General features: G+C 67.3%; 17 protein-coding genes. 10 read left to right on the plus strand and 7 right to left on the minus strand.

Annotation, left to right across the window (positions count from 1 at the left end; all coding sequences use genetic code 11):
* Positions 1 to 3: 3 nt before the first annotated feature.
* Positions 4 to 291, minus strand: coding sequence for a WXG100 family type VII secretion target (locus AU187_RS23445; protein WP_059099016.1), 288 nt, complete (start codon positions 289 to 291; stop codon positions 4 to 6).
* Positions 291 to 593: a WXG100 family type VII secretion target gene (locus AU187_RS23450; RefSeq protein ID WP_059099015.1), complete on the minus strand. Its 303-nt coding sequence runs from the start codon at positions 591 to 593 to the stop codon at positions 291 to 293. The genes AU187_RS23445 and AU187_RS23450 overlap by 1 nt, the downstream gene beginning before the upstream one ends.
* Before the next feature lie 265 nt (positions 594 to 858).
* Between AU187_RS23450 and AU187_RS23455 the strand changes: the two genes are divergently transcribed.
* Positions 859 to 2,115: a lipase family protein gene (locus AU187_RS23455; protein ID WP_059099014.1), complete on the plus strand. Its 1,257-nt coding sequence runs from the start codon at positions 859 to 861 to the stop codon at positions 2,113 to 2,115.
* 20 nt (positions 2,116 to 2,135) lie between these two features.
* On the opposite strand, the gene AU187_RS23460 is transcribed toward AU187_RS23455, so the two are convergent.
* A complete protein-coding gene (locus tag AU187_RS23460; protein WP_059099013.1) occupies positions 2,136 to 3,041 on the minus strand; it encodes a DUF1028 domain-containing protein in 906 nt (301 codons plus the stop codon).
* 199 nt (positions 3,042 to 3,240) lie between these two features.
* Here AU187_RS23460 and AU187_RS23465 point away from each other — a divergent pair, with 199 nt between their 5' ends.
* Positions 3,241 to 3,720 carry a YflT domain-containing protein gene (locus AU187_RS23465; protein ID WP_059099012.1) on the plus strand — a complete coding sequence of 160 codons (480 nt, stop codon included), beginning with the start codon at positions 3,241 to 3,243 and terminating at the stop codon, positions 3,718 to 3,720.
* 142 nt (positions 3,721 to 3,862) lie between these two features.
* On the opposite strand, the gene AU187_RS23470 is transcribed toward AU187_RS23465, so the two are convergent.
* Positions 3,863 to 4,579, minus strand: coding sequence for a DUF899 domain-containing protein (locus AU187_RS23470; protein WP_059099011.1), 717 nt, complete (start codon positions 4,577 to 4,579; stop codon positions 3,863 to 3,865).
* Between the two features lie 88 nt (positions 4,580 to 4,667).
* Between AU187_RS23470 and AU187_RS23475 the strand changes: the two genes are divergently transcribed.
* The 4 genes from AU187_RS23475 to lpqB all read left to right on the plus strand — a co-directional run bounded on the left by AU187_RS23475 (position 4,668) and on the right by lpqB (position 9,619).
* Entirely contained in the window at positions 4,668 to 5,300 is a 633-nt protein-coding gene (locus AU187_RS23475) for a dTMP kinase (protein ID WP_059099091.1), read from the plus strand.
* A 78-nt stretch (positions 5,301 to 5,378) separates the two neighbouring features.
* Positions 5,379 to 6,065 (plus strand): two-component system response regulator MtrA, encoded by a 687-nt coding sequence (gene mtrA / locus AU187_RS23480; RefSeq protein WP_059099010.1) that lies wholly within the window; start codon positions 5,379 to 5,381, stop codon positions 6,063 to 6,065.
* A 153-nt stretch (positions 6,066 to 6,218) separates the two neighbouring features.
* Positions 6,219 to 7,865 (plus strand): MtrAB system histidine kinase MtrB, encoded by a 1,647-nt coding sequence (gene mtrB, locus AU187_RS23485; RefSeq protein ID WP_059099009.1) that lies wholly within the window; start codon positions 6,219 to 6,221, stop codon positions 7,863 to 7,865.
* Positions 7,862 to 9,619, plus strand: coding sequence for an MtrAB system accessory lipoprotein LpqB (gene lpqB, locus AU187_RS23490; protein ID WP_059099008.1), 1,758 nt, complete (start codon positions 7,862 to 7,864; stop codon positions 9,617 to 9,619). Before mtrB ends, lpqB begins: the two co-directional genes overlap by 4 nt.
* Positions 9,620 to 9,633: 14 nt before the next feature.
* Here the strand turns inward: lpqB and AU187_RS23495 are convergent, their stop codons facing one another.
* A complete protein-coding gene (locus AU187_RS23495) occupies positions 9,634 to 12,456 on the minus strand; it encodes an MMPL/RND family transporter (RefSeq protein WP_082683748.1) in 2,823 nt (940 codons plus the stop codon).
* A 1-nt stretch (position 12,457) separates the two neighbouring features.
* The gene (locus tag AU187_RS23500) at positions 12,458 to 12,835 is read right to left on the minus strand and encodes a hypothetical protein (RefSeq protein WP_059099007.1); all 378 of its coding nucleotides are present in this window, start codon (positions 12,833 to 12,835) and stop codon (positions 12,458 to 12,460) included.
* Positions 12,836 to 12,970: 135 nt separating this feature from the next.
* On the opposite strand from AU187_RS23500, the gene AU187_RS23505 reads away from it, so the two are divergent.
* Together AU187_RS23505 and AU187_RS23510 are read left to right on the plus strand one after the other, a co-directional pair.
* A complete protein-coding gene (locus AU187_RS23505) occupies positions 12,971 to 14,179 on the plus strand; it encodes a sensor histidine kinase (protein ID WP_059099089.1) in 1,209 nt (402 codons plus the stop codon).
* A complete protein-coding gene (locus AU187_RS23510) occupies positions 14,176 to 14,838 on the plus strand; it encodes a response regulator (RefSeq protein WP_059099088.1) in 663 nt (220 codons plus the stop codon). Before AU187_RS23505 ends, AU187_RS23510 begins: the two co-directional genes overlap by 4 nt.
* Here the strand turns inward: AU187_RS23510 and AU187_RS23515 are convergent.
* The gene (locus AU187_RS23515) at positions 14,835 to 16,142 is read right to left on the minus strand and encodes a DUF2252 domain-containing protein (protein WP_059099006.1); all 1,308 of its coding nucleotides are present in this window, start codon (positions 16,140 to 16,142) and stop codon (positions 14,835 to 14,837) included. The two genes, AU187_RS23510 and AU187_RS23515, sit on opposite strands and share 4 nt — an antisense overlap.
* Before the next feature lie 52 nt (positions 16,143 to 16,194).
* Between AU187_RS23515 and AU187_RS23520 the strand changes: the two genes are divergently transcribed.
* Together AU187_RS23520 and hpf are read left to right on the plus strand one after the other, a co-directional pair.
* Positions 16,195 to 16,824, plus strand: coding sequence for a ComF family protein (locus AU187_RS23520; RefSeq protein ID WP_059099087.1), 630 nt, complete (start codon positions 16,195 to 16,197; stop codon positions 16,822 to 16,824).
* A gap of 317 nt (positions 16,825 to 17,141) precedes the next feature.
* Positions 17,142 to 17,777 (plus strand): ribosome hibernation-promoting factor, HPF/YfiA family, encoded by a 636-nt coding sequence (gene hpf / locus AU187_RS23525; RefSeq protein ID WP_502687790.1) that lies wholly within the window; start codon positions 17,142 to 17,144, stop codon positions 17,775 to 17,777.
* The last annotated feature ends 18 nt before the right edge of the window (positions 17,778 to 17,795 follow it).

Here is a 17,795-nt window from a genome sequence, read left to right on the forward strand (position 1 = left end):
AACCTACGACCACATCTGGGTATTCATCCTCGCGGCCTCTGAATAGTTGCCGTGCGCTTGTTCGGCGATGTCGCGCAGCTGCGCCAACGCTGCACGCAACTCCTCGGCCCCGCTGTTCCACTGGGCTTGCGCCGACTGCTGCGCGCTGGCCGCGTCCCCGTGCCACGACAGCCCGAGCGACTCTGCCGACGCCCGGACGCGCGACAGCGACTGCTCGAGCTGACCATGAAAGGCCGACATCTGGTCGACGGACGCCAGCAACGCCGGCAGGTCCACGCTGAAGCTCGCCATCACATACCCGCCGAATCGATCGCGTCCCCGCCGGAGGTATCGGTCTGGTGGTACGCCTCGGCGGCGTCGTCGAGCAACGCCGCCATCTTGTCCAGGCCGCCCAGCAACTGCGCCGCGCCCTCGTGCCAGCGCTGCCACACGTCACCGAACGCCGAGCCGGCCTGACCGGTCCAGCCGGAACCGAGCAGGCGCGACAACTGCCCGTCGAGGCCAGACAGGCCTGACCGCGTCTCCTCTGCAACCGCGCGCAAATCGCCAGCTACCGCAGCGACGGTCGCCTCATCAACTTGCAACTCGCTCAAAATCGCCCCTCAACAGCACAAATGCCGGATCGACCACAGGTAGGGGAGGCCCGGCACGGACACAGCCAGCTAAACGCCACCAGTATCTCACACGCGGGCAATGGCTCTTGACACCAACTTGGTCGCCCCGCCGTTGTGCTCGCCCAGGCTCCGTTTCGGTGCTCGTCTTCGCGCCCCCGGCCGTTGCCGAACTGTTAACGTTCGCGCCGTGGGTCGGGGATTCCGGGTTGTCGTCGCACTGTTGAGCTTCTTCCTCACTACGGGAATGGCGACGGCGGCAGCCGACGACCCGACCATCGACGACCATCATCCGTACTTCAACGAGGACGAGTACCAGGCGTTCTACACTCCGCCAGATCCGTTGCCGCCGGGCCAACCTGGCGACGTCGTCCGCTCGGAGCCGTCCCGGCTGGTGTTGGAGCCATCGGGTCAACTCGGCATGATCATGGCCGACGGGACACGAATCATGTACCGCAGCAACGACGCTCGCGGAAACCCGAACGTCGTCACCGGCACCTACTTCGAGCCGCACGTCCCCTGGCCGGGGCAGGGGACGCGCCCGCTGATCGTCTACGGTCCCGGAACGCAAGGGCAAGGCGACCAGTGCGCACCGTCTCGACAGTTCAATCAGGGCATCCATTGGTCGCCTTACCTCGATTTGGCTTTCAACTACGAAGAGCTGTTCGTCGCGACGATGGTCGCGCGCGGCTTCGCGATCGTCATGACCGATTACGAGGGCTTGGGCACCCCGGGGCTGCACACCTATGCGAATCGGGTGTCGCAGGGCCACGCGATGCTCGACGCGGCGCGCGCCGCCAAGCGTTTACCCGGCACGTCGCTGACTCAGCATGGGCCCGTTGCGTTCTGGGGCTACTCGCAGGGCGGGGGCGCGGCGGCATCTGCAGCCGAGATGGCGTCGTCATACGCGCCCGAACTCCACGTGGTCGGCTCCTACGCCGGCGCGCCGCCGGCCGACCTCAAGGCGCTGTTCCCGTTCATCGACGGCAGCATGTTGATCGGAGCCGTGGGTTATGCGCTGAATGGGGTGATGGCGGCCTACCCCGAACACGAGGAAGCGATCAGGGCGACGCTGACCCCGCGCGGCGCTGACATGCTCTTCAAGGTGCAAGACCAGTGCGTCGCCGAGACGCTCACGAAATTCATGTTTCGACACCTGCAGCCCTACTTCAACCAGGACATATTCGCGCTCGTCGAAAAGGAGCCGTTCAAGTCGCTGTTCGACGAACAGAGGCTGGGGCGCATGAAACCCAATGCCCCGGTGCTGATCAACGCGAACCGGTTCGATCCGCTGGTTCCTTGGGCGCCGGCGATGCAGCTCGGTCGCGACTGGTGCGCCCAGGGCGCCGACGTCGAGGCGCGTACCAACGAGCAACCGCCGTTTCTGAACAAAGCGATGGTCAATCACGCGCTGCCGATGCTCGTCGACGGGGAACCGGCGATGCAGTGGATCGCCGACCGGTTCAACGGCAAACCGACCGCTTCCAATTGCGGGCGCTTCTAGAGCGTCGTGTCCGCGGGACGCTAGCGCTGTAGTTCGTCGAGCAACCGGATGACGGGCGTGTTCGGGGGAAGAAGCCGCACCTCGTCGAAGCGGCGAGCAGCTTCGAGAAACTGGGGTGCAGCCGACGACAACCCGGCCAGCACACGGGCGGCGTCGTCCTCACGGCCGGCCAGTGCCAACACAAGTGCGGTCCACAACGCGATGTCGGGATCCCGCAAGGGATCCGGAGCAGGTGCCCCGTCGAGTCTGGCGAGCGCGTCTTGGGTGTTGCCGCCAAGTGCGAGATCGAATGCTTCCACGGCATTGTGGTAGCGAGTATTGAGCGCGAGAAGCTGATCCAGCATGCCGAGCGGATCCTCGTGGTCGTCGACACGCAGATCGACCAGGCGGTCGTGCCACGGCCGACCGGTCGTGGTCGGATCGACTACGACCATCGCCGCTGAGCGCTTGCCGCGAATGTCACCGCCTTCGTCTTCTGCCGCATGTAGTGCCCGGGCCAGCCGCGCCGGCACCGATGCCTCCGTGTGCTCCCAAGCGTCGACCATGGCCTCCCAGACGGCTTCTGACACAACCATGTTCGCGAGGGCCACGCAGCCATTGCCCTCGAGGTGACCGGCCGCGGGGACACACGCTTCGCCGGTGTAGACAGCGATGTTGCCGCAGGTGTCGATCATTGCCACCTGGCGGCGTTCAGGATTCGCGTCCACGCTGCGCAACGCGGTCAGCGCCTCGCCTGCGGTCAGCCCCGAGCGCAGGATGTCCAGACCTAGTTCGCCGTACATGGGTTCACCCATCGACTGGGTAGCGATCGCCCCGCTGCCGGACATCGCCCACGGAACGCTGCTGCCCACCGCGAACGCCTGAGATTGGCAGGCGACGCCCATCAGGCCGGTCCGGGCGTCACGAGCGACGATGGAGTAGGTCATTCGGCGACCATACGGCGCACTTCATGCAGGGCACCATCGCTGTCGGCCGGTCGGCGGAGTTTCTCTGTCCCATGGGTGAAGCGGGATGGCGCGTCAACCGCGATGGACCGCTCGGCAATCTGCCCGTCCCCATGACGAATACGCGTTCACGGCGGCGGGTACCCGTTCGCGGTATCCACACGTCTGGAGGGACAAGACAATGACCACCCCACACCGCCCGTCCGATCAACCCGCCGCCGCGTCGGCCAGGCGCGAGGTCATCGCGTCGTTCGACAACTACCCCGACGCGCAACACTTGGTGGACCGCATGTCCGACGGCGGCTTTCCGGTGGCCCACGTCAGCATCGTGGGCGACGGGGTACGAACGGTCGAACGCGTGACCGGCCGGATGACGAACGGGAAGGCCGCGCTGGCGGGCGCCGGCAGCGGTGCATGGTTCGGCCTGTTGATCGGCCTGCTCTTCGCGATCTTCGCGGTTGGTCCGTTATGGATATGGGTCGTCTTGATCGCGCTGGTCATCGGCGCGTTCTGGGGTGCTGTGTTCGGCTTCGTCGCCCATTGGTCCACTCGGGGCAGCCGGGACTTCTCGAGTATTCAGACCTTGGAAGCCCAACGCTACGACGTATACGTCGCTGCCGACCATGCTGCAGAGGCCGCACGTTACGTCACGCCGGCGTAACCCGCTGTGACCTAACTTTGCTCTACGCTCGGAGCACGGCGGCTCACGAATCTGCAACGGTTGCAACGACTTCGGACGCGACCGCCGCCGATCCGGCGGAACACGAGGTTTGACTGCGGGCGCAACGCCCGCGGAGCCGCTGCTACGCCGGATATTCGTCGCGCTTGCGCGGCCAGTCAGAGAAGTCCTCGCCACGCCCTTTCGGCGCCCGGTCCAAGAGTTGCCACGTCGCGTTAAGGGCCTCGGTGCCGCGGTCGTAGGTCGAGTACGTGTGGTAGACGACTCCATCCTCCAGCGCGAAGCAGCTCAGCGCCATCAACTCCATGACGTCGAGCATGCTCCCGCTACCCGACCCGTAGTCGCGGCGTGCCGTCGGAACATGCATGTACTCGAAGAAGTCGGCGTCGAAGTCGGTGCCGCCAGAGGACACCCACTCGATGTCCCAACCCATCCGCTGCTTGTACGCGGTGAGGACAGGCAGCGGCGACCGCGACGAGAGGATGAACGTCACGTCCCGGTGCGCCAGATGCGGCACCGCGCCGACCAGGTTGTCGGTTTCGAACGTGCACCCCGGGCAGCCCTCCGGAGTCTTCGGCCCATGCATGAAGTGCCGCACGATCAGCTGTGAACGACCGTCGAACAACTCGGCGAGCGTTCGCTGCCCGGCCGTGGTGTCGAACAGATACTGCTTGTCGACCCGCACCCAGGGCAGTGCCTGACGTTCCCGGGCGAGCTCAGTGGACCGTCGGGTCAGCTCCTTCTCCTTCGCCAGCTGCCGCTCGTAGGCGGCTCGCCACTGTTCGCGCGTGCTCACCGCGTGTGTCGCCGGACTGTCGCCGGCAATCCGGTTCCGTGTCATCTTTCTTCCTCCCGGATGTGTCGATGCTCATCTGAACAGACCATCGGTGCTGACGGAACTCATCGGCGGGTCCGGCTACGCTCGCCGCGTGCTCATCGTGATCGAGGGTGTCGACGGTGCCGGCAAGCGGACGCTGACCAACGGCCTGCGCACGGCATTCGAGGCCGCCGGCCGAACGGTGACCAGCCTGGCGTTTCCGCGCTACGGCCACTCCGTCGAGGCCGATATGGCCGCTGAGGCGCTGCACGGAGCCCACGGTGACCTGGCGGATTCGGTCTACGCGATGGCGGTGCTGTTCGCGCTCGACCGGGCGCGCGCCCGTGCCGAGATCGAGCGCCTGCAGGCCGCCTACGACGTGGTGCTCCTCGACCGCTACGTCGCGTCCAACGCCGCCTACAGCGCTGCGCGCCTGCACCAGGGTGCCGACGGGGAGGTCGTCGACTGGGTGCGGGTCCTCGAGTACGAGCGGCTCGCACTGCCGAGACCGGATGCCCAGGTGCTGCTGGCCGTCCCGACCGAACTGGCGGCAAGGCGGGCCGAACACCGCGCCAACACCGAGGCCGACCGGCCCAAAGACGCTTATGAACGCGACGGCGGGCTACAGCAGCGGACCTCCGACGTCTATACCGCGCTGGCCGCCGGTGGCTGGTGCGGCCGCTGGGAGACCGCCGGACCCGACGTCGATGCCGCTGCGCTCGCGGCGCAACTGGCCGGCCGATAGGCCGCACCGACCCTCTTCGCCGGTCAACTGCGAAACGCGCCGTGTGGTAGCCGGGGTTTATCGCAATTCGGTGACACCATGGACTCCATGAGGCAAAGGATTCTGGTTGTCGACGACGACCCTTCGCTGGCCGAGATGCTCACCATCGTGCTGCGGGGCGAAGGCTTCGACACCGCGGTCATCGGTGACGGCACCCAAGCGCTCACTGCAGTCCGCGAACTGCGGCCCGACCTGGTGCTGCTCGACTTGATGCTGCCCGGCATGAACGGGATCGACGTGTGCCGGGTGCTGCGTGCCGATTCCGGTGTGCCGATCGTCATGCTCACCGCCAAGACCGACACCGTGGACGTGGTGCTGGGGTTGGAGTCGGGCGCGGACGACTACGTGATGAAGCCGTTCAAGCCCAAAGAGCTCGTCGCCCGCGTCCGCGCCCGGCTGCGGCGCAACGAGGACGAGCCCGCCGAAATGCTGTCCATCGGTGACGTCGACATCGACGTGCCGGCGCACAAGGTCACCCGGCAGGGCGAACAGATCTCGCTGACGCCGCTCGAGTTCGACCTACTGGTGGCGCTGGCACGCAAACCGCGGCAGGTGTTTACTCGTGATGTGCTGCTCGAACAGGTGTGGGGATACCGGCACCCCGCCGACACCCGTTTGGTGAACGTGCATGTCCAACGCCTGCGCGCCAAGGTCGAGAAGGACCCGGAGAACCCGCAGGTGGTGCTGACTGTTCGAGGAGTGGGATACAAGGCCGGACCGCCGTGATCTCACACGGCTCGGCCGTGGCCGTGATCCCGCACGGCTCGGCCGTGGTCATGAGATTCACCGCCCGGCGGTGGCCGTGATCCTTCACCGCTCGGCGGTGACGATCTCCACCGCCAGGGTGGACCCCGTCATTTTGACCGCTCGGCGGTCGCCGTGATCTTCAGCTCGAGGCGACGCATCCATCGTCGATCGGCACCGCTGGTACGTGGCCTGGGCGCGCTGGGTCGGGCGCTGAGCCTCGCCTGGCGGCGCTCCCTGCAGCTGCGCGTGGTGTCGTTGACGCTCGGGCTGTCGCTGGCGGTCATCCTGGTGCTCGGCTTCGTGCTGACCAGCCAGATCACCGACCGCATTCTCGAGGTGAAGGTGCGCGCCGCCACCGAGGAGATCGACCGCGCCCGCTCCACGGTCAGCGGCATCGTGGGCGGCGAAGAGACCCGATCGCTGGACAGCAGCCTGCAGCTCGCGCGCAACACCTTGATCGACCGCACCGCCGACGCCGACCCTGGGCTGGCGGGCACCTTCGACGCCGTTCTGTTGGTGCCGGGGGACGGCCCGCGCGCGGCGACCGCGGCTGGGCCGGTCCAGCAGGTGCCCAACGCGCTGCGCGAATTCGTCAAGGCCGGCCAGGTCAGCTACCAGTACGCGACCGTGCACACCGACAGCTTCTCGGGACCTGCCCTGATCGTCGGCAGCCCGACGTCCTCGCCGGTGACGAACCTGGAGCTGTACCTGATCTTTCCGCTGAACAACGAGGAATCCACGATCGCGCTGGTGCGCGGCACGATGGCCACCGGCGCGGTGGTGCTGCTCGGCCTGCTCGCCGCGATCGCCTTGCTGGTCGCACGCCAGATCGTGCTGCCGGTGCGCTCGGCGTCGCGGATCGCCGAGCGGTTCGCCGAAGGCCATCTCACCGAGCGCATGCCGGTGCGCGGCGAGGACGACATGGCCCGCCTCGCCGTGTCCTTCAACGACATGGCCGAGAGCCTGCACCGCCAGATCACCCAACTGGAGGAGTTCGGCAATCTGCAGCGCCGGTTCACTTCCGACGTCAGCCACGAGCTGCGCACCCCGCTGACGACGGTGCGCATGGCCGCCGACCTGATCCACGACCACAGCGAGGACCTCGACCCCGCGCTGCGCCGGTCCATCGAGCTGATGGTCAGCGAGCTCGACCGATTCGAGACCCTGCTCAACGACCTGCTCGAGATCTCGCGCCACGACGCCGGCGTCGCCGAACTGTCCGTCGAGTCGGTGGACCTTCGGTCGACGGTGCAGAGCGCGCTGGACAACGTCGGGCACCTCGCTCAGGATGCCGACGTCGAGCTCATCGTCGACATGCCCGCGCGGGAAGTCATCGCCGAGGTCGATCCGCGGCGCGTCGAGCGCATCTTGCGAAACCTCATCGCCAACGCCATCGACCACGCCGAGCGCAAGCCGGTCCGGATTCGCATGGCCGCCGACGCGGACACCGTCGCGGTCACCGTCCGCGATTACGGCGTCGGACTGCGACCGGGCGAGGAGAAGCTGGTGTTCAGCCGGTTCTGGCGGTCGGATCCGTCGCGGGTACGGCGTTCCGGCGGCACCGGTCTCGGCTTGGCGATCAGCATCGAAGACGCCCGCTTGCACCAGGGCAGGCTGGAAGCCTGGGGCGAGCCGGGCAAGGGCGCGTGTTTCCGCCTCACGCTGCCGCTCGTCCGGGGGCACAAGGTCACGGCCAGTCCACTGCCGATGAAACCTGTTGCCCCCGAGGCGTCGTCGCGACGCACCCGCGATCGCGAACCCGCCCAGGAGTCCGTGTGAGGCGGCTGCTGGCCGTCGTGTGGCTGCTCGCGGTGGTGCTTGCCGGCTGCGCGGGCGTCCCGAGTTCGTCGTCGCCGCAAGCCATCGGCACGGTCGATCGCCCCGCCCCGCCCAGCCTGCCCAAACCGACGCCGGGCATGGACCCCGATGTGCTGCTGCGCGAATTCCTCAAAGCCACGGCCGACCCCTCGAACCGGCACCTGGCGGCACGCCAGTTCCTCACCGAATCCGCGTCTCGTACTTGGGATGACGCGGGCAGCGCGCTTTTGATCGACAACGTGGTGTTCGTCGAAACCCGTGGCCCCGAGCGGGTTTCGGTGACCATGCGTGCCGACATCCTGGGGTCACTGTCGGACATGGGAGTTTTCGAGACCGGGGAGGGTGCGCTGCCCGACCCTGGCCCGATCGAGCTGGTGAAGACGCCGGACGGCTGGCGCATCGACAAGTTGCCCAACGGCGTTTTCCTTGACTGGCAACAGTTTCAGGCCACTTACAAGCGCAACACCCTGTACTTCGTCGACCCGACGGGCAGCACCGTGGTGCCCGACCCCCGTTATGTCGCGGTGTCCGATCCCGACCAGTTGGCCACCGAACTGGTGAGCAAGCTGATCGCCGGGCCGCGTCCGGAGATGACCAAGACGGTTCGAAACCTGCTCGAGCCGCCGCTGAAACTTCGCGGTCCGGTGACCCGAGCCGACGGCGGCAAGACGGGCGTCGGCCGCGGATACGGCGGGGCTCGGATCGATCTGGACAATCTGTCCACCACCGACCCGCACAGTAGGCAACTGCTTGCCGCGCAGCTGATCTGGACACTGTCCCGCGCCGGTATCAACGGGCCGTACGTGATCAACGCCGACAGCGTGCCCCTCGACGAGCGGTTCGCCGACGGGTGGGAGACGTCCGACGTGGCGGCCACCGATCCGGGAGCGGCCTCCGGCGTCGCGGCGGGTCTGCACGCGCTGGTGGGCGGCTCGCTCGTCGCCCTCGACGGTCAGCGGGCGCCCCGAGTTCCCGGGCCGTTCGGGCAGATGCCGAACCAGACCGCGGCTGCGGTGTCCCGCACGGGGCAGGAGGTCGCGTCGATCGTCACGTTGCGCGCCGGCGCACCCGACATGGCGTCGTCGATGTGGGTGGGTGCGCTCGGCGGGAACGCCTCACAGGTGCTCGACGCCAGAGAGCTCTCGCGCCCGAGCTGGGCTCTCGACAACGCGGTGTGGGTGGTGATCGACGGCAACAACGTGGTGCGCGTCATCCAGGACGCCTCGGGCCAGCCGGCGCGCATCCCGGTCGACTCCACGCTGGTGTCGACCAAGTTTCCCGGCCCGATCACCGAATTGCAGCTCTCCCGCGACGGCACCCGCGCCGCGATGGTCATCGAGGGCCGGGTGATCCTGGCCGGCGTCGAGCAGACGCCGGGCGGTGGCTTCGCGCTGACCTACCCGCGGCGGCTCGGCTTCGGCCTACGCGACACGGTGGTTTCGCTGTCGTGGCGCACCGGCGACGACATCGTGGTCAGCCGGACCGATCCCCAGCATCCGGTGTCCTACGTCAACCTCGACGGCGTCAACTCCGACGGGCCGAGCCGCAACCTGCTGATGCCCGTCACCACCGTGGCGGCCAACCCGTCGACCGTGTACGTGGCCGATGCGCGCGGGATCATGCAACTGTCCGGCTCGGTGGCCGAGGACGACCCGGCGTGGGCCGAAGTGCGTCCGCTGATGGTGGCGGGTGCCGAACCCGTGTTGCCCGGCTGACCCATTCGAGACGCTCACGACCCTGGTGCAGAAATCGGCGAAGGTCGCGGGTTGACCAATCGCACGGTCGGCCACCAGAACCACCGGCCGAGCAGCGCCACCAGCGACGGCAGCACGAACGTACGCACGACGAGCGTGTCGAGCAGCAGACCCACGCCGATGGTGATGCCGATCTGCGCGATGCTCAGCACGCTGCTGCCGGCCAACGCGAACATCGTGATACCGAAGACGAGGCCCGCCGTCGTGACCACGCCGCCCGTGGCGCCGAATGCCCGCACAATCCCGGTGCCCGGCCCGGCATGCGCCTCCTCGCGAATCCGCATGGCCAGCAACAGGTTGTAGTCAGCACCGACCGCAACCAGCGCGATGAAAGAAATCGGCGCCACCGCCCAGTGCAGGTCGTGGTGCAACAGGTGTTGCCAGATGACGACGCTGGCGCCGAGCGCGGCCGCATACGACACCGCGACGGTGCCCACCACGACGATGCCGGCGACCGGACTGCGCAACAGCAGCGCAACGATTCCGAAGATGAGTGCCAACGTCACCGCCATCAGCATGGTCGTGTCGCCGTCGACCAGTCGCTGCAGATCGGCGGTCGCCGGACCTACGCCGGTGATGTGCACGGCAGTGGGTTTGAGCGTGCCTTCCTTGGTTGCCTCCCGGACGGCCGTCTCGATCTGCGTGGCCCGGTGGGCGCCGTCGCCGCTCCATTCGTGCCCGTCGCCGTAGACCAGAAGGTAGGTGGCGCGCCCGTCGTCGGACATCAGTTGGTCCAGCGCCGAACGCAGCGCCGGATCGGCGAGCGCGCGCTGCGGCATATAGAACCCGCCTGCTGCGCTACCCCGAAACGCGGTGGCGACCTCTTGCAGATAGTCGGTCAGCTCGCGCAACTGCGGACCCAACGACGTCGTCAGCGACGCGAGATCGGCAGTCGCGGCGCGGGCCTGTCGCAACTGGGCGCTCATCGCATCCACTGCCGGCGGCAGAGCCGTCAGCGCCTGAGTGGCATCGGCGGACCCATCGGTGAGTTTGGTTGCCCCGGTGGTCAATTGGGCCGAACTTCGGATGACGTCGTCGGCGGGTTGCACCACTCGGGCGACAACAGAACAGATCGGATTGGCCGGACAGTTCGGTGTCGATGACACGAAACCACGGAGCGGGTCGAGGTATCCCGACACCGTCGTGACGTTTGTCTGCAAACCCGACATTCCCGCCCGCATGTCGGCGGCTGCCGCCCCCATCCGGCGCAGCCCCGCGGCGCTGCCCTGCAGACCGTGTGACAGCTGATCGACCGCGGTGCTCATCGATGCCAGCGCATTGTCGAGCTCCGCTATGCCGCCCAGCCGTTCGGTGAGGCGATCGATCATGGCGGCGAATTGTTCACCGATGATGCCCGCCTGCCCGCTGAGCGTGGCCTCGTCGGGCACCGTGCCCGCCGGGCGACTCGCCGACTGCACCATCCGCACGCCCGGTATGGCCATGATCTGCCGGGTGATCCGCTCGACGGCGATCAGCCCAGCGGGGTTGCGGATGTCGTGTGGGGCGGCGACGTTGACAACCGTGGCCAGCAGGTGGTTGGCCCCGAAGTGGCGGTCGGCGGCGGCGTAGCCTTGGTTCGATTCGGTCTCCGCCGGAGTCGCCGCCGGCTCGTTCCACCCGATCCGCAGCCCCGCAACGGGAATGGCGGCGACGACGATCAGTGCGGCACTGGCGATCAGGATCGGAGCGGGCCAACGTGCCACGTGCACACCGATCCGCCGCCACCGCCGTGCGCTCGTTGAGGGGCGGGGTTCCAGCCGGGCACGGCGGCCGGCGAGCGCGATCAATGCCGGGGTCAGCGTCATCGACGCCAGCATGGCCACCAGAACGCCGACTGCACAAGGGAGTCCGGTGCTGCGAAACATCCCGATCTCCGCGAAACTCAGACTCGTCAGCGCCGCTGCGATGGTCAGCGCCGAACCCACGATGACGGGCGCGACCCCCCGGTAGGCGTTCACCAGTGCGGCCGTCGACGGATCACCACGCCGCCTGCCCTCGTGATAGCGCCCGATCAGAAAGATCGCGTAGTCGGTGCCCGCGCCCAGCATCATCGCGGCCAGCAACGCAACGGAGAACAACGACACCTCGGCGAGTCCGGCGTCGCCGAGTGCGGCCACGATCGGTCGCGCCACCGCGAGGGCGAGGCCCACCGATATCAGCGGAATCGCGGCGCCGACCGGTGATCGGTAGACGATCAGCAAGAGAAGCAGAATCAGCGCGACGGTCGCCGCGGTGATGCCCAGCATCTGCCGGTCGATCGCGCGGAACTCATCGGCGATGGTGGCACCGGGACCGGTGACGTAGACCCGCAAGCCGTCCGGCGGGTCGAGTCCCGTCACGATGCTGCGCAGTGCGTCTACGGCGTCGGCCGCTCGAGAGGTCCCGAGCATCCCCGATAGCCGCGTCATGACAGTGACTGCGCGACCGTCCGCGCTCTGGGCTCCGGCGGCCGTTGCGGGGTCGGACCACAGGTCGGTCACCGCATACACATGCTCGTCGTCGGCGCGCAGGCTTGTGACGAGCCGGTGGTAGAACTCGCGATCGTCGGCGCCGAGGGGTCGTTCAGCCTCTAGGACAACGTAATTGAGGTTGTTGCTGGGTCTCTCGCCGAGCAGCGTGGCGCCTTGCACCGCGGCGACCGAACTGGGCGCCTGGGCGGGCATGAAGGAACGGGAGTGAGTTTGCACCACCCGTTCCAGCTGCGGCACCGCGAGGTTTGCGGCGCCCGCGGCGACGACCCAGACGACGATGACCCAGATGGCGTAGCGGCTCGTGAGATGTGCCAGCCGCTCCGCCACCTCAGGCCACCGTCTGAGCACTGCCCGGAACGGTGTAGAGATCGACGATGCGCTGCTCACCGTGTTCGAGGGCACGCACCCGCACCGATCGGCGCGCCGCCGCATCGAGCAGCGCCCGCAATCCGGGATGGGCGGCGGCCAGGTCGGCACGTGCTTGTGCGGCCGAAATGTCGTCATGGGCGGCTTGATCCAGCTTCGCCGTCAGCATCGTGATCCACCGGTGGCGCAACGAGAGCAACAGGCCCTCTTCGCCGCCGAAGAGCCGATCCACCTCGGAAGCCCTGCCGTTCAACACAAGAGCACCCTCTGGATCGGTGCCGGCGTGGTCGATCATGTCGGCCATGAAGGCCATGCGTTCGTGCAATGTTGACCATGTCATGGCTTCGACGCTACGAAGGTGCGGTGTCTTCGCGCGTCGTGCCAGGGGCCGGTTCTCGTCTCCTACCAGGGTCGGAAGCCGGGTACCTACCGCGGGATGATGTACCAGGTAGGTGGGGTCTTCTACGATCGAACGATGCTGCGCGCGGCGACGGCCTACGTGCGAGAGTGGATTCGCCGAAGGGGTGAGCTGGTCCCGCTCGGTTTCAATTGGGCCTTCGTGATCTTCACCGATGTCAGCATCGTCGGCATCGTGTTGATCGCGGCGCTGCAACGGCCGGCCACGGATCTACCGGCGACGCTGCTCGCGATCGCGGTCGCCGTCGCACCGTTCGCCCTTTTCATTCTCCTCGGCGCCCAGACAACGTTCAAAGCTCCGGTGCTTTGTGCTTCCGGGACAGCGGCCACCGCGATCTTCCTGTTTGCCACCTCGACGCCGGTCCCCGCCGACTTCTCGCCGCTGCTGCTGGTGCTGACGGTCGGGGTGGTCGGGGCGCTCACGAACATGCTCGGTGGTCTCGTGGCGACCGCAGTCGCAGCCGCGGTGCTCGTCACCGCGTCGGCGTTGGACCGACTCGACGTCATCGCGCTGTATCTGAGCTTTGTCGGAATGGGTTGGCTGGTGGGCTTTCTCATGCACACCCAGCAGCAGCTGATCATCAAGCAACAGCAGGCACAGGATCAGCTCGCCGAGCACGCCGCGGCCGACGAGCGGCGGCGCATCGCGCGCGAGGTGCACGACGTCATCGCGCATTCCCTGTCGGTGACGCTGCTGCACACCACCGCGGCCCGTCGCGGACTGCAGCAAGACCGGGATGTCGATGACGCGATAGACGCTCTCGAGCAGGCCGAACAACTCGGCCGCCAAGCGATGGCCGACATCCGCCGCACCGTCGGCCTGCTCGACGGCGCACCGATGAAGCCCGCACCGGAGCCGGGTGCGATCGAGATCCCAAGCCTTGTCGAGGAGTTTCGACGCGCGGGACTTCAGGTGGACCTTGACGTCGATGGCAGGCTGGATCGGGCGTCGGCAGCGGTGGGTTTGGCGCTGTACCGGATCACCCAGGAATCGCTTGCCAACGTCGCCAAGCATGCCCCTGACGCAAAATCTACGGTCTCTCTGGCGATCTCGCGAACCTCGGCGGCGTTGACCGTCGTCAATCAACTGCCTGTCGCAGTCGCCACCCCGGCGGGCGAAGGGCGGGGGCTGCGGGGAATGCGCCAGCGCATCGAATTGCTGGGCGGGCGCATCGAAATCGGACCGTCGCAGGACGGGTGGACAGTGCACGCCGACATCCCGCTCGATGAAGTAAGTGGTTGGCGTCCACCCTGGTGTCCATCGTGACCGGGGACGTCGCACCGATCGCGGTCCTGCTGGTCGACGACCAGGACCTGGTGCGGTCGGGCCTGCGCCGCATTCTGCGCCGCAAGGACGGCTTCGTGATCGTCGCGGAATGCTCCGACGGCGACGAGGTGCCCGCCGCCGTCGCCCGCCACAGTCCCGACGTCGTCGTCATGGATCTGCGGATGCGGCGCGTCGGCGGAATCGAGGCCACCCGGATGCTCTGCGCCGGCGGCGGTCCACCGGTGCTCGCGTTGACCACCTTCAACGACGACGAACTGCTTTCGGGCGTGCTGCGCGCCGGCGCTTCAGGTTTCGTGCTCAAGGACTCGTCGGCCGAGGAGCTGATTCGCGCCGTCCGGGCCGTCGCCCGCGGGGACAGCTACCTCGACCCGGCGGTGACCGCCCGGGTATTGGCGACCTACCGCAGTGCCGCCCAGCCGCCGCGCGGCACCGCGCTCGCGGAGCTGACCGCACGCGAGGCCGATGTCCTGACCCTGATCGCCAAGGGCCGCTCCAACTCCGAAATTGCCGAGGAGCTGTTCATCTCGGGCGTCACCGTCAAGAGCCACATCGGCCGCATCTTCGTCAAACTCGGTCTGCGGGACCGCGCCGCGGCCATCGTCTACGCCTACGACAACGGGATCGTCGCCCCGCGTTAGGTCGACGACACCCCCGGGATGCGGCCTTCCCGGAACGCCTCGACGAAATGCCGGTGATCGTCGCGCACGGTGGCCGCGTACTCGAGCCCGAACCTCACCATGTCCGAGGCGAATTCGTCGACTCGGTCGCCGATGGCCGCATCGATGGCGTCCTCGGTCTGGAACTCGACCACCTTCTGATCGCTGTCGACGTCACCGACACAGTGCACCTTGGCCACCGCCCGGCCCAGCTGCTCGATCACTTCGGCCAGTTCGTCCGGCTCGGTCAGCTCGCTCCAGTCCAGATCGGCTTCGTAGGGCGATATCTCGCTGACGACGAAGCCGACGCCGTCGATGTCGGTGTAGCCGAGCAGCGGATCGGCGTGTGCCTGCAGCGCGCGTTGAGACACCGCGGTGCGGTGGCCGTGATGGTGGAAGTGCTTCCCCAGGCTGCTGGCGTCGACGACGCGACTGGGCGCAGCGACGTTGCCCTGCTTCATCGACAGCACCGCGTCATTGTCCAACGCCTGGTTGAATCCTTCTATCAGCAGCGTGTAGGTGGGCAGGCCGGCGCTGCCGATTCCGTGGCCGGTCTTGCCGATCACGTCCTTGATGTCGTAGGTGATGCCTTGAAAGCGCTTGGTTTTCGGGATGGTGTCGAGATACGTGGCGAAGGCGGCCTCCACTTTTTCGCGTTCGGCGTCGTCGAGCCGTCGCACGCCTGCGGCGTCCCGGAAGCGTCGGTCCCAATCGTCGACCGCGGTGAGACGGTCCAACATCTCGGCCCTGGTGGACAACCGGGCGCTCTGCAACGCCGACAGCACGGCACCGCGCGCGGTGTCGAGATTCAGCGAGAAGCTCGAGTCGTCGTCGGCGCCGAGGAACCACCGCACCTGGTCGACGTAGGAGCGCACGAACGTGTCGATGAGACTGCTGATCTGATGATCCGACAGCGCCTTCTGCCAACACATCAGCGCCACGCTGGCGGCGAAGCGCATCACGTCCCAGGTGAAGTGCCCGATGTAGGCCTCGTCGAAGTCGTTGACGTCGAAGATCAACTTGCCTGCGCCGTCCATGTAGGTGCCGAAGTTCTCGGTGTGCAGATCGCCTTGTATCCACACGCGGCTCGTGCGTTCGTCAGCCCACCGATCATCGCGGCGCGCCACGTCGGCGTAGAACACGCAGGCGCTGCCGCGGTAGAACGCGAACGGATCGGCCGCCATCTTGCGGAACTTCGTGCGGAACGCATCCGCGTCGGCCTCCATCAGATCGGCGAACGCCGTCGACAGGCAATCAACGATGAACGACTCCCGCTGGTCTTGCATGACCGACGGAGTACCCCATCTCGATGTCACCGATAACCGCCACACTGCCGACATGCTGGATCTGGTGCTACCGCTGCAGTGCGGTGGATGCGGCGCCCCGTCGACGCGGTGGTGCGACGCCTGCGCCGCGACGTTGACGGTCAGGCCCGAGGACCCGCACGTCATCGTGCCGCGAGTGGACCCTGGCGTACCGGTGTATTCGCTGGGGCGCTACGCGGGACCCCGGCGGTCGGCCGTCATCGCGCTCAAGGAGCACGGCCGCGTCGACTTGTTGCAACCGCTCGCAGCAGCGCTCCGGGCCGGTCTCGTTCACCTGCTCACGTGGGGACTGGTCGACACCCCGCTGACGGTGGTCCCCGCACCCACCCGAAGGTGGGCGGCCCGGCGGCGCGGCGGAGACCCGGTCACCCGGATGGCAAGGACGGCCACGGATGACCTGCCGGGCGTGGCCGTCGTCCCCGCGTTGCGGACCCGCGCGTTCGTCGCCGACTCGGTGGGCTTGTCCACGGCCGACCGCCAGCGAAACATCGCGGGACGGGTCAAGGCGGTCCGGCCGGTCACCGGCGAGGTGCTCGTCGTCGACGACATCGTCACCACCGGCGCGACCGCCACCGAATCGGTCCGCGTGCTGCATACCGGTGCGGCACACGTGACGGCAGTGTTGGTTGTGGCCCACGCCTGACCGGCCGCCTGCCCGCCCCATATCAGACCGATGTGAAGAACTGAAAACAGGTCGGCGGATTCACTGGCACTACCGGGTGAACGCGGCTACCGTCGGCTTCAACACCCGTGAATGACTCACGGCCGGCGCTCAGGATCGAGGCGCCACCATCGCCGACGCGGTAGGAGGTGAGTAGACGACACCTTGCACCGGCGAGCGGCAAGACATGCAAAGCGCCGTCGGTGCGGATTCCACGACAACCCGGGCACGCTGACGCGTGCGGACCGCGAAGAAACGAGTTGCCAAGCATGTCAAGCCAATCCCTGGACTCCCGCACGATGGTGATCGAGGACGAGACACCCGAACCCCGACCGCGCGCCGAGGTTGCAGTCACCGGCCGCAACGTCGAGATTCCCGACCACTTCCGCAACTACGTCGCAGAGAAACTGTCACGCCTGGAACGATTCGACCGCACGATCCATCTGTTCGACGTCGAGCTCGACCACGAGCGGAACCGACGTCAACGTAAAAACTGTCAGCACGTAGAGATCACCGCCCGCGGCCGCGGCCCGGTGGTCCGTGCCGAAGCCTGCGCGGACAGCTTCTACGGCGCGATGGAGTCGGCGGTGGACAAGCTCGCCGAACGGCTGCGCCGTGCGCGTGACCGCCGAAAGATCCATTACGGCGACAAGACCCCGGTGTCGGTCGCCAAGGCCACCGCGGTCACCCCGCCAACGGACTCACAGACCACGGCGACGTCCGAAAACGACGGCGCGGCGCTCGACGAGCATGCCCCCGGAGGGATCGTGCGAGAAAAGGAGCACCCGGCCACGCCCATGACCGTCGACGATGCGTTGTCGCAGATGGAGCTGGTCGGCCACGACTTCTTCCTGTTCCACGACAAGGAGTCCGACCGGCCGTGCGTGGTGTACCGCAGGCACGCCTATGACTACGGTCTGATTCGGCTCGCCTGAGCCGGGGCTTGATTCGGG

This window comes from Mycobacterium sp. IS-1556 (assembly GCF_001499985.1).
GTDB lineage: Bacteria > Actinomycetota > Actinomycetes > Mycobacteriales > Mycobacteriaceae > Mycobacterium.

What these genes read in the sequence shown, in the direction of transcription:
- AU187_RS23460 (WP_059099013.1), bottom strand. Translation starts at nt 3,041, where the DNA reads ATGACCTACTCCATCGTCGCTCGTGACGCCCGGACCGGCCTGATGGGC.
- mtrA (WP_059099010.1), top strand. Translation starts at nt 5,379, where the DNA reads ATGGACTCCATGAGGCAAAGGATTCTGGTTGTCGACGACGACCCTTCG.
- AU187_RS23470 (WP_059099011.1), bottom strand. Translation starts at nt 4,579, where the DNA reads ATGACACGGAACCGGATTGCCGGCGACAGTCCGGCGACACACGCGGTG.
- AU187_RS23520 (WP_059099087.1), top strand. Translation starts at nt 16,195, where the DNA reads ATGCTGGATCTGGTGCTACCGCTGCAGTGCGGTGGATGCGGCGCCCCG.
- AU187_RS23445 (WP_059099016.1), bottom strand. Translation starts at nt 291, where the DNA reads ATGGCGAGCTTCAGCGTGGACCTGCCGGCGTTGCTGGCGTCCGTCGAC.
- AU187_RS23465 (WP_059099012.1), top strand. Translation starts at nt 3,241, where the DNA reads ATGACCACCCCACACCGCCCGTCCGATCAACCCGCCGCCGCGTCGGCC.
- AU187_RS23515 (WP_059099006.1), bottom strand. Translation starts at nt 16,142, where the DNA reads ATGCAAGACCAGCGGGAGTCGTTCATCGTTGATTGCCTGTCGACGGCG.
- AU187_RS23505 (WP_059099089.1), top strand. Translation starts at nt 12,971, where the DNA reads ATGCTGCGCGCGGCGACGGCCTACGTGCGAGAGTGGATTCGCCGAAGG.
- AU187_RS23500 (WP_059099007.1), bottom strand. Translation starts at nt 12,835, where the DNA reads ATGACATGGTCAACATTGCACGAACGCATGGCCTTCATGGCCGACATG.
- AU187_RS23455 (WP_059099014.1), top strand. Translation starts at nt 859, where the DNA reads ATGGCGACGGCGGCAGCCGACGACCCGACCATCGACGACCATCATCCG.
- hpf (WP_502687790.1), top strand. Translation starts at nt 17,142, where the DNA reads ATGGTGATCGAGGACGAGACACCCGAACCCCGACCGCGCGCCGAGGTT.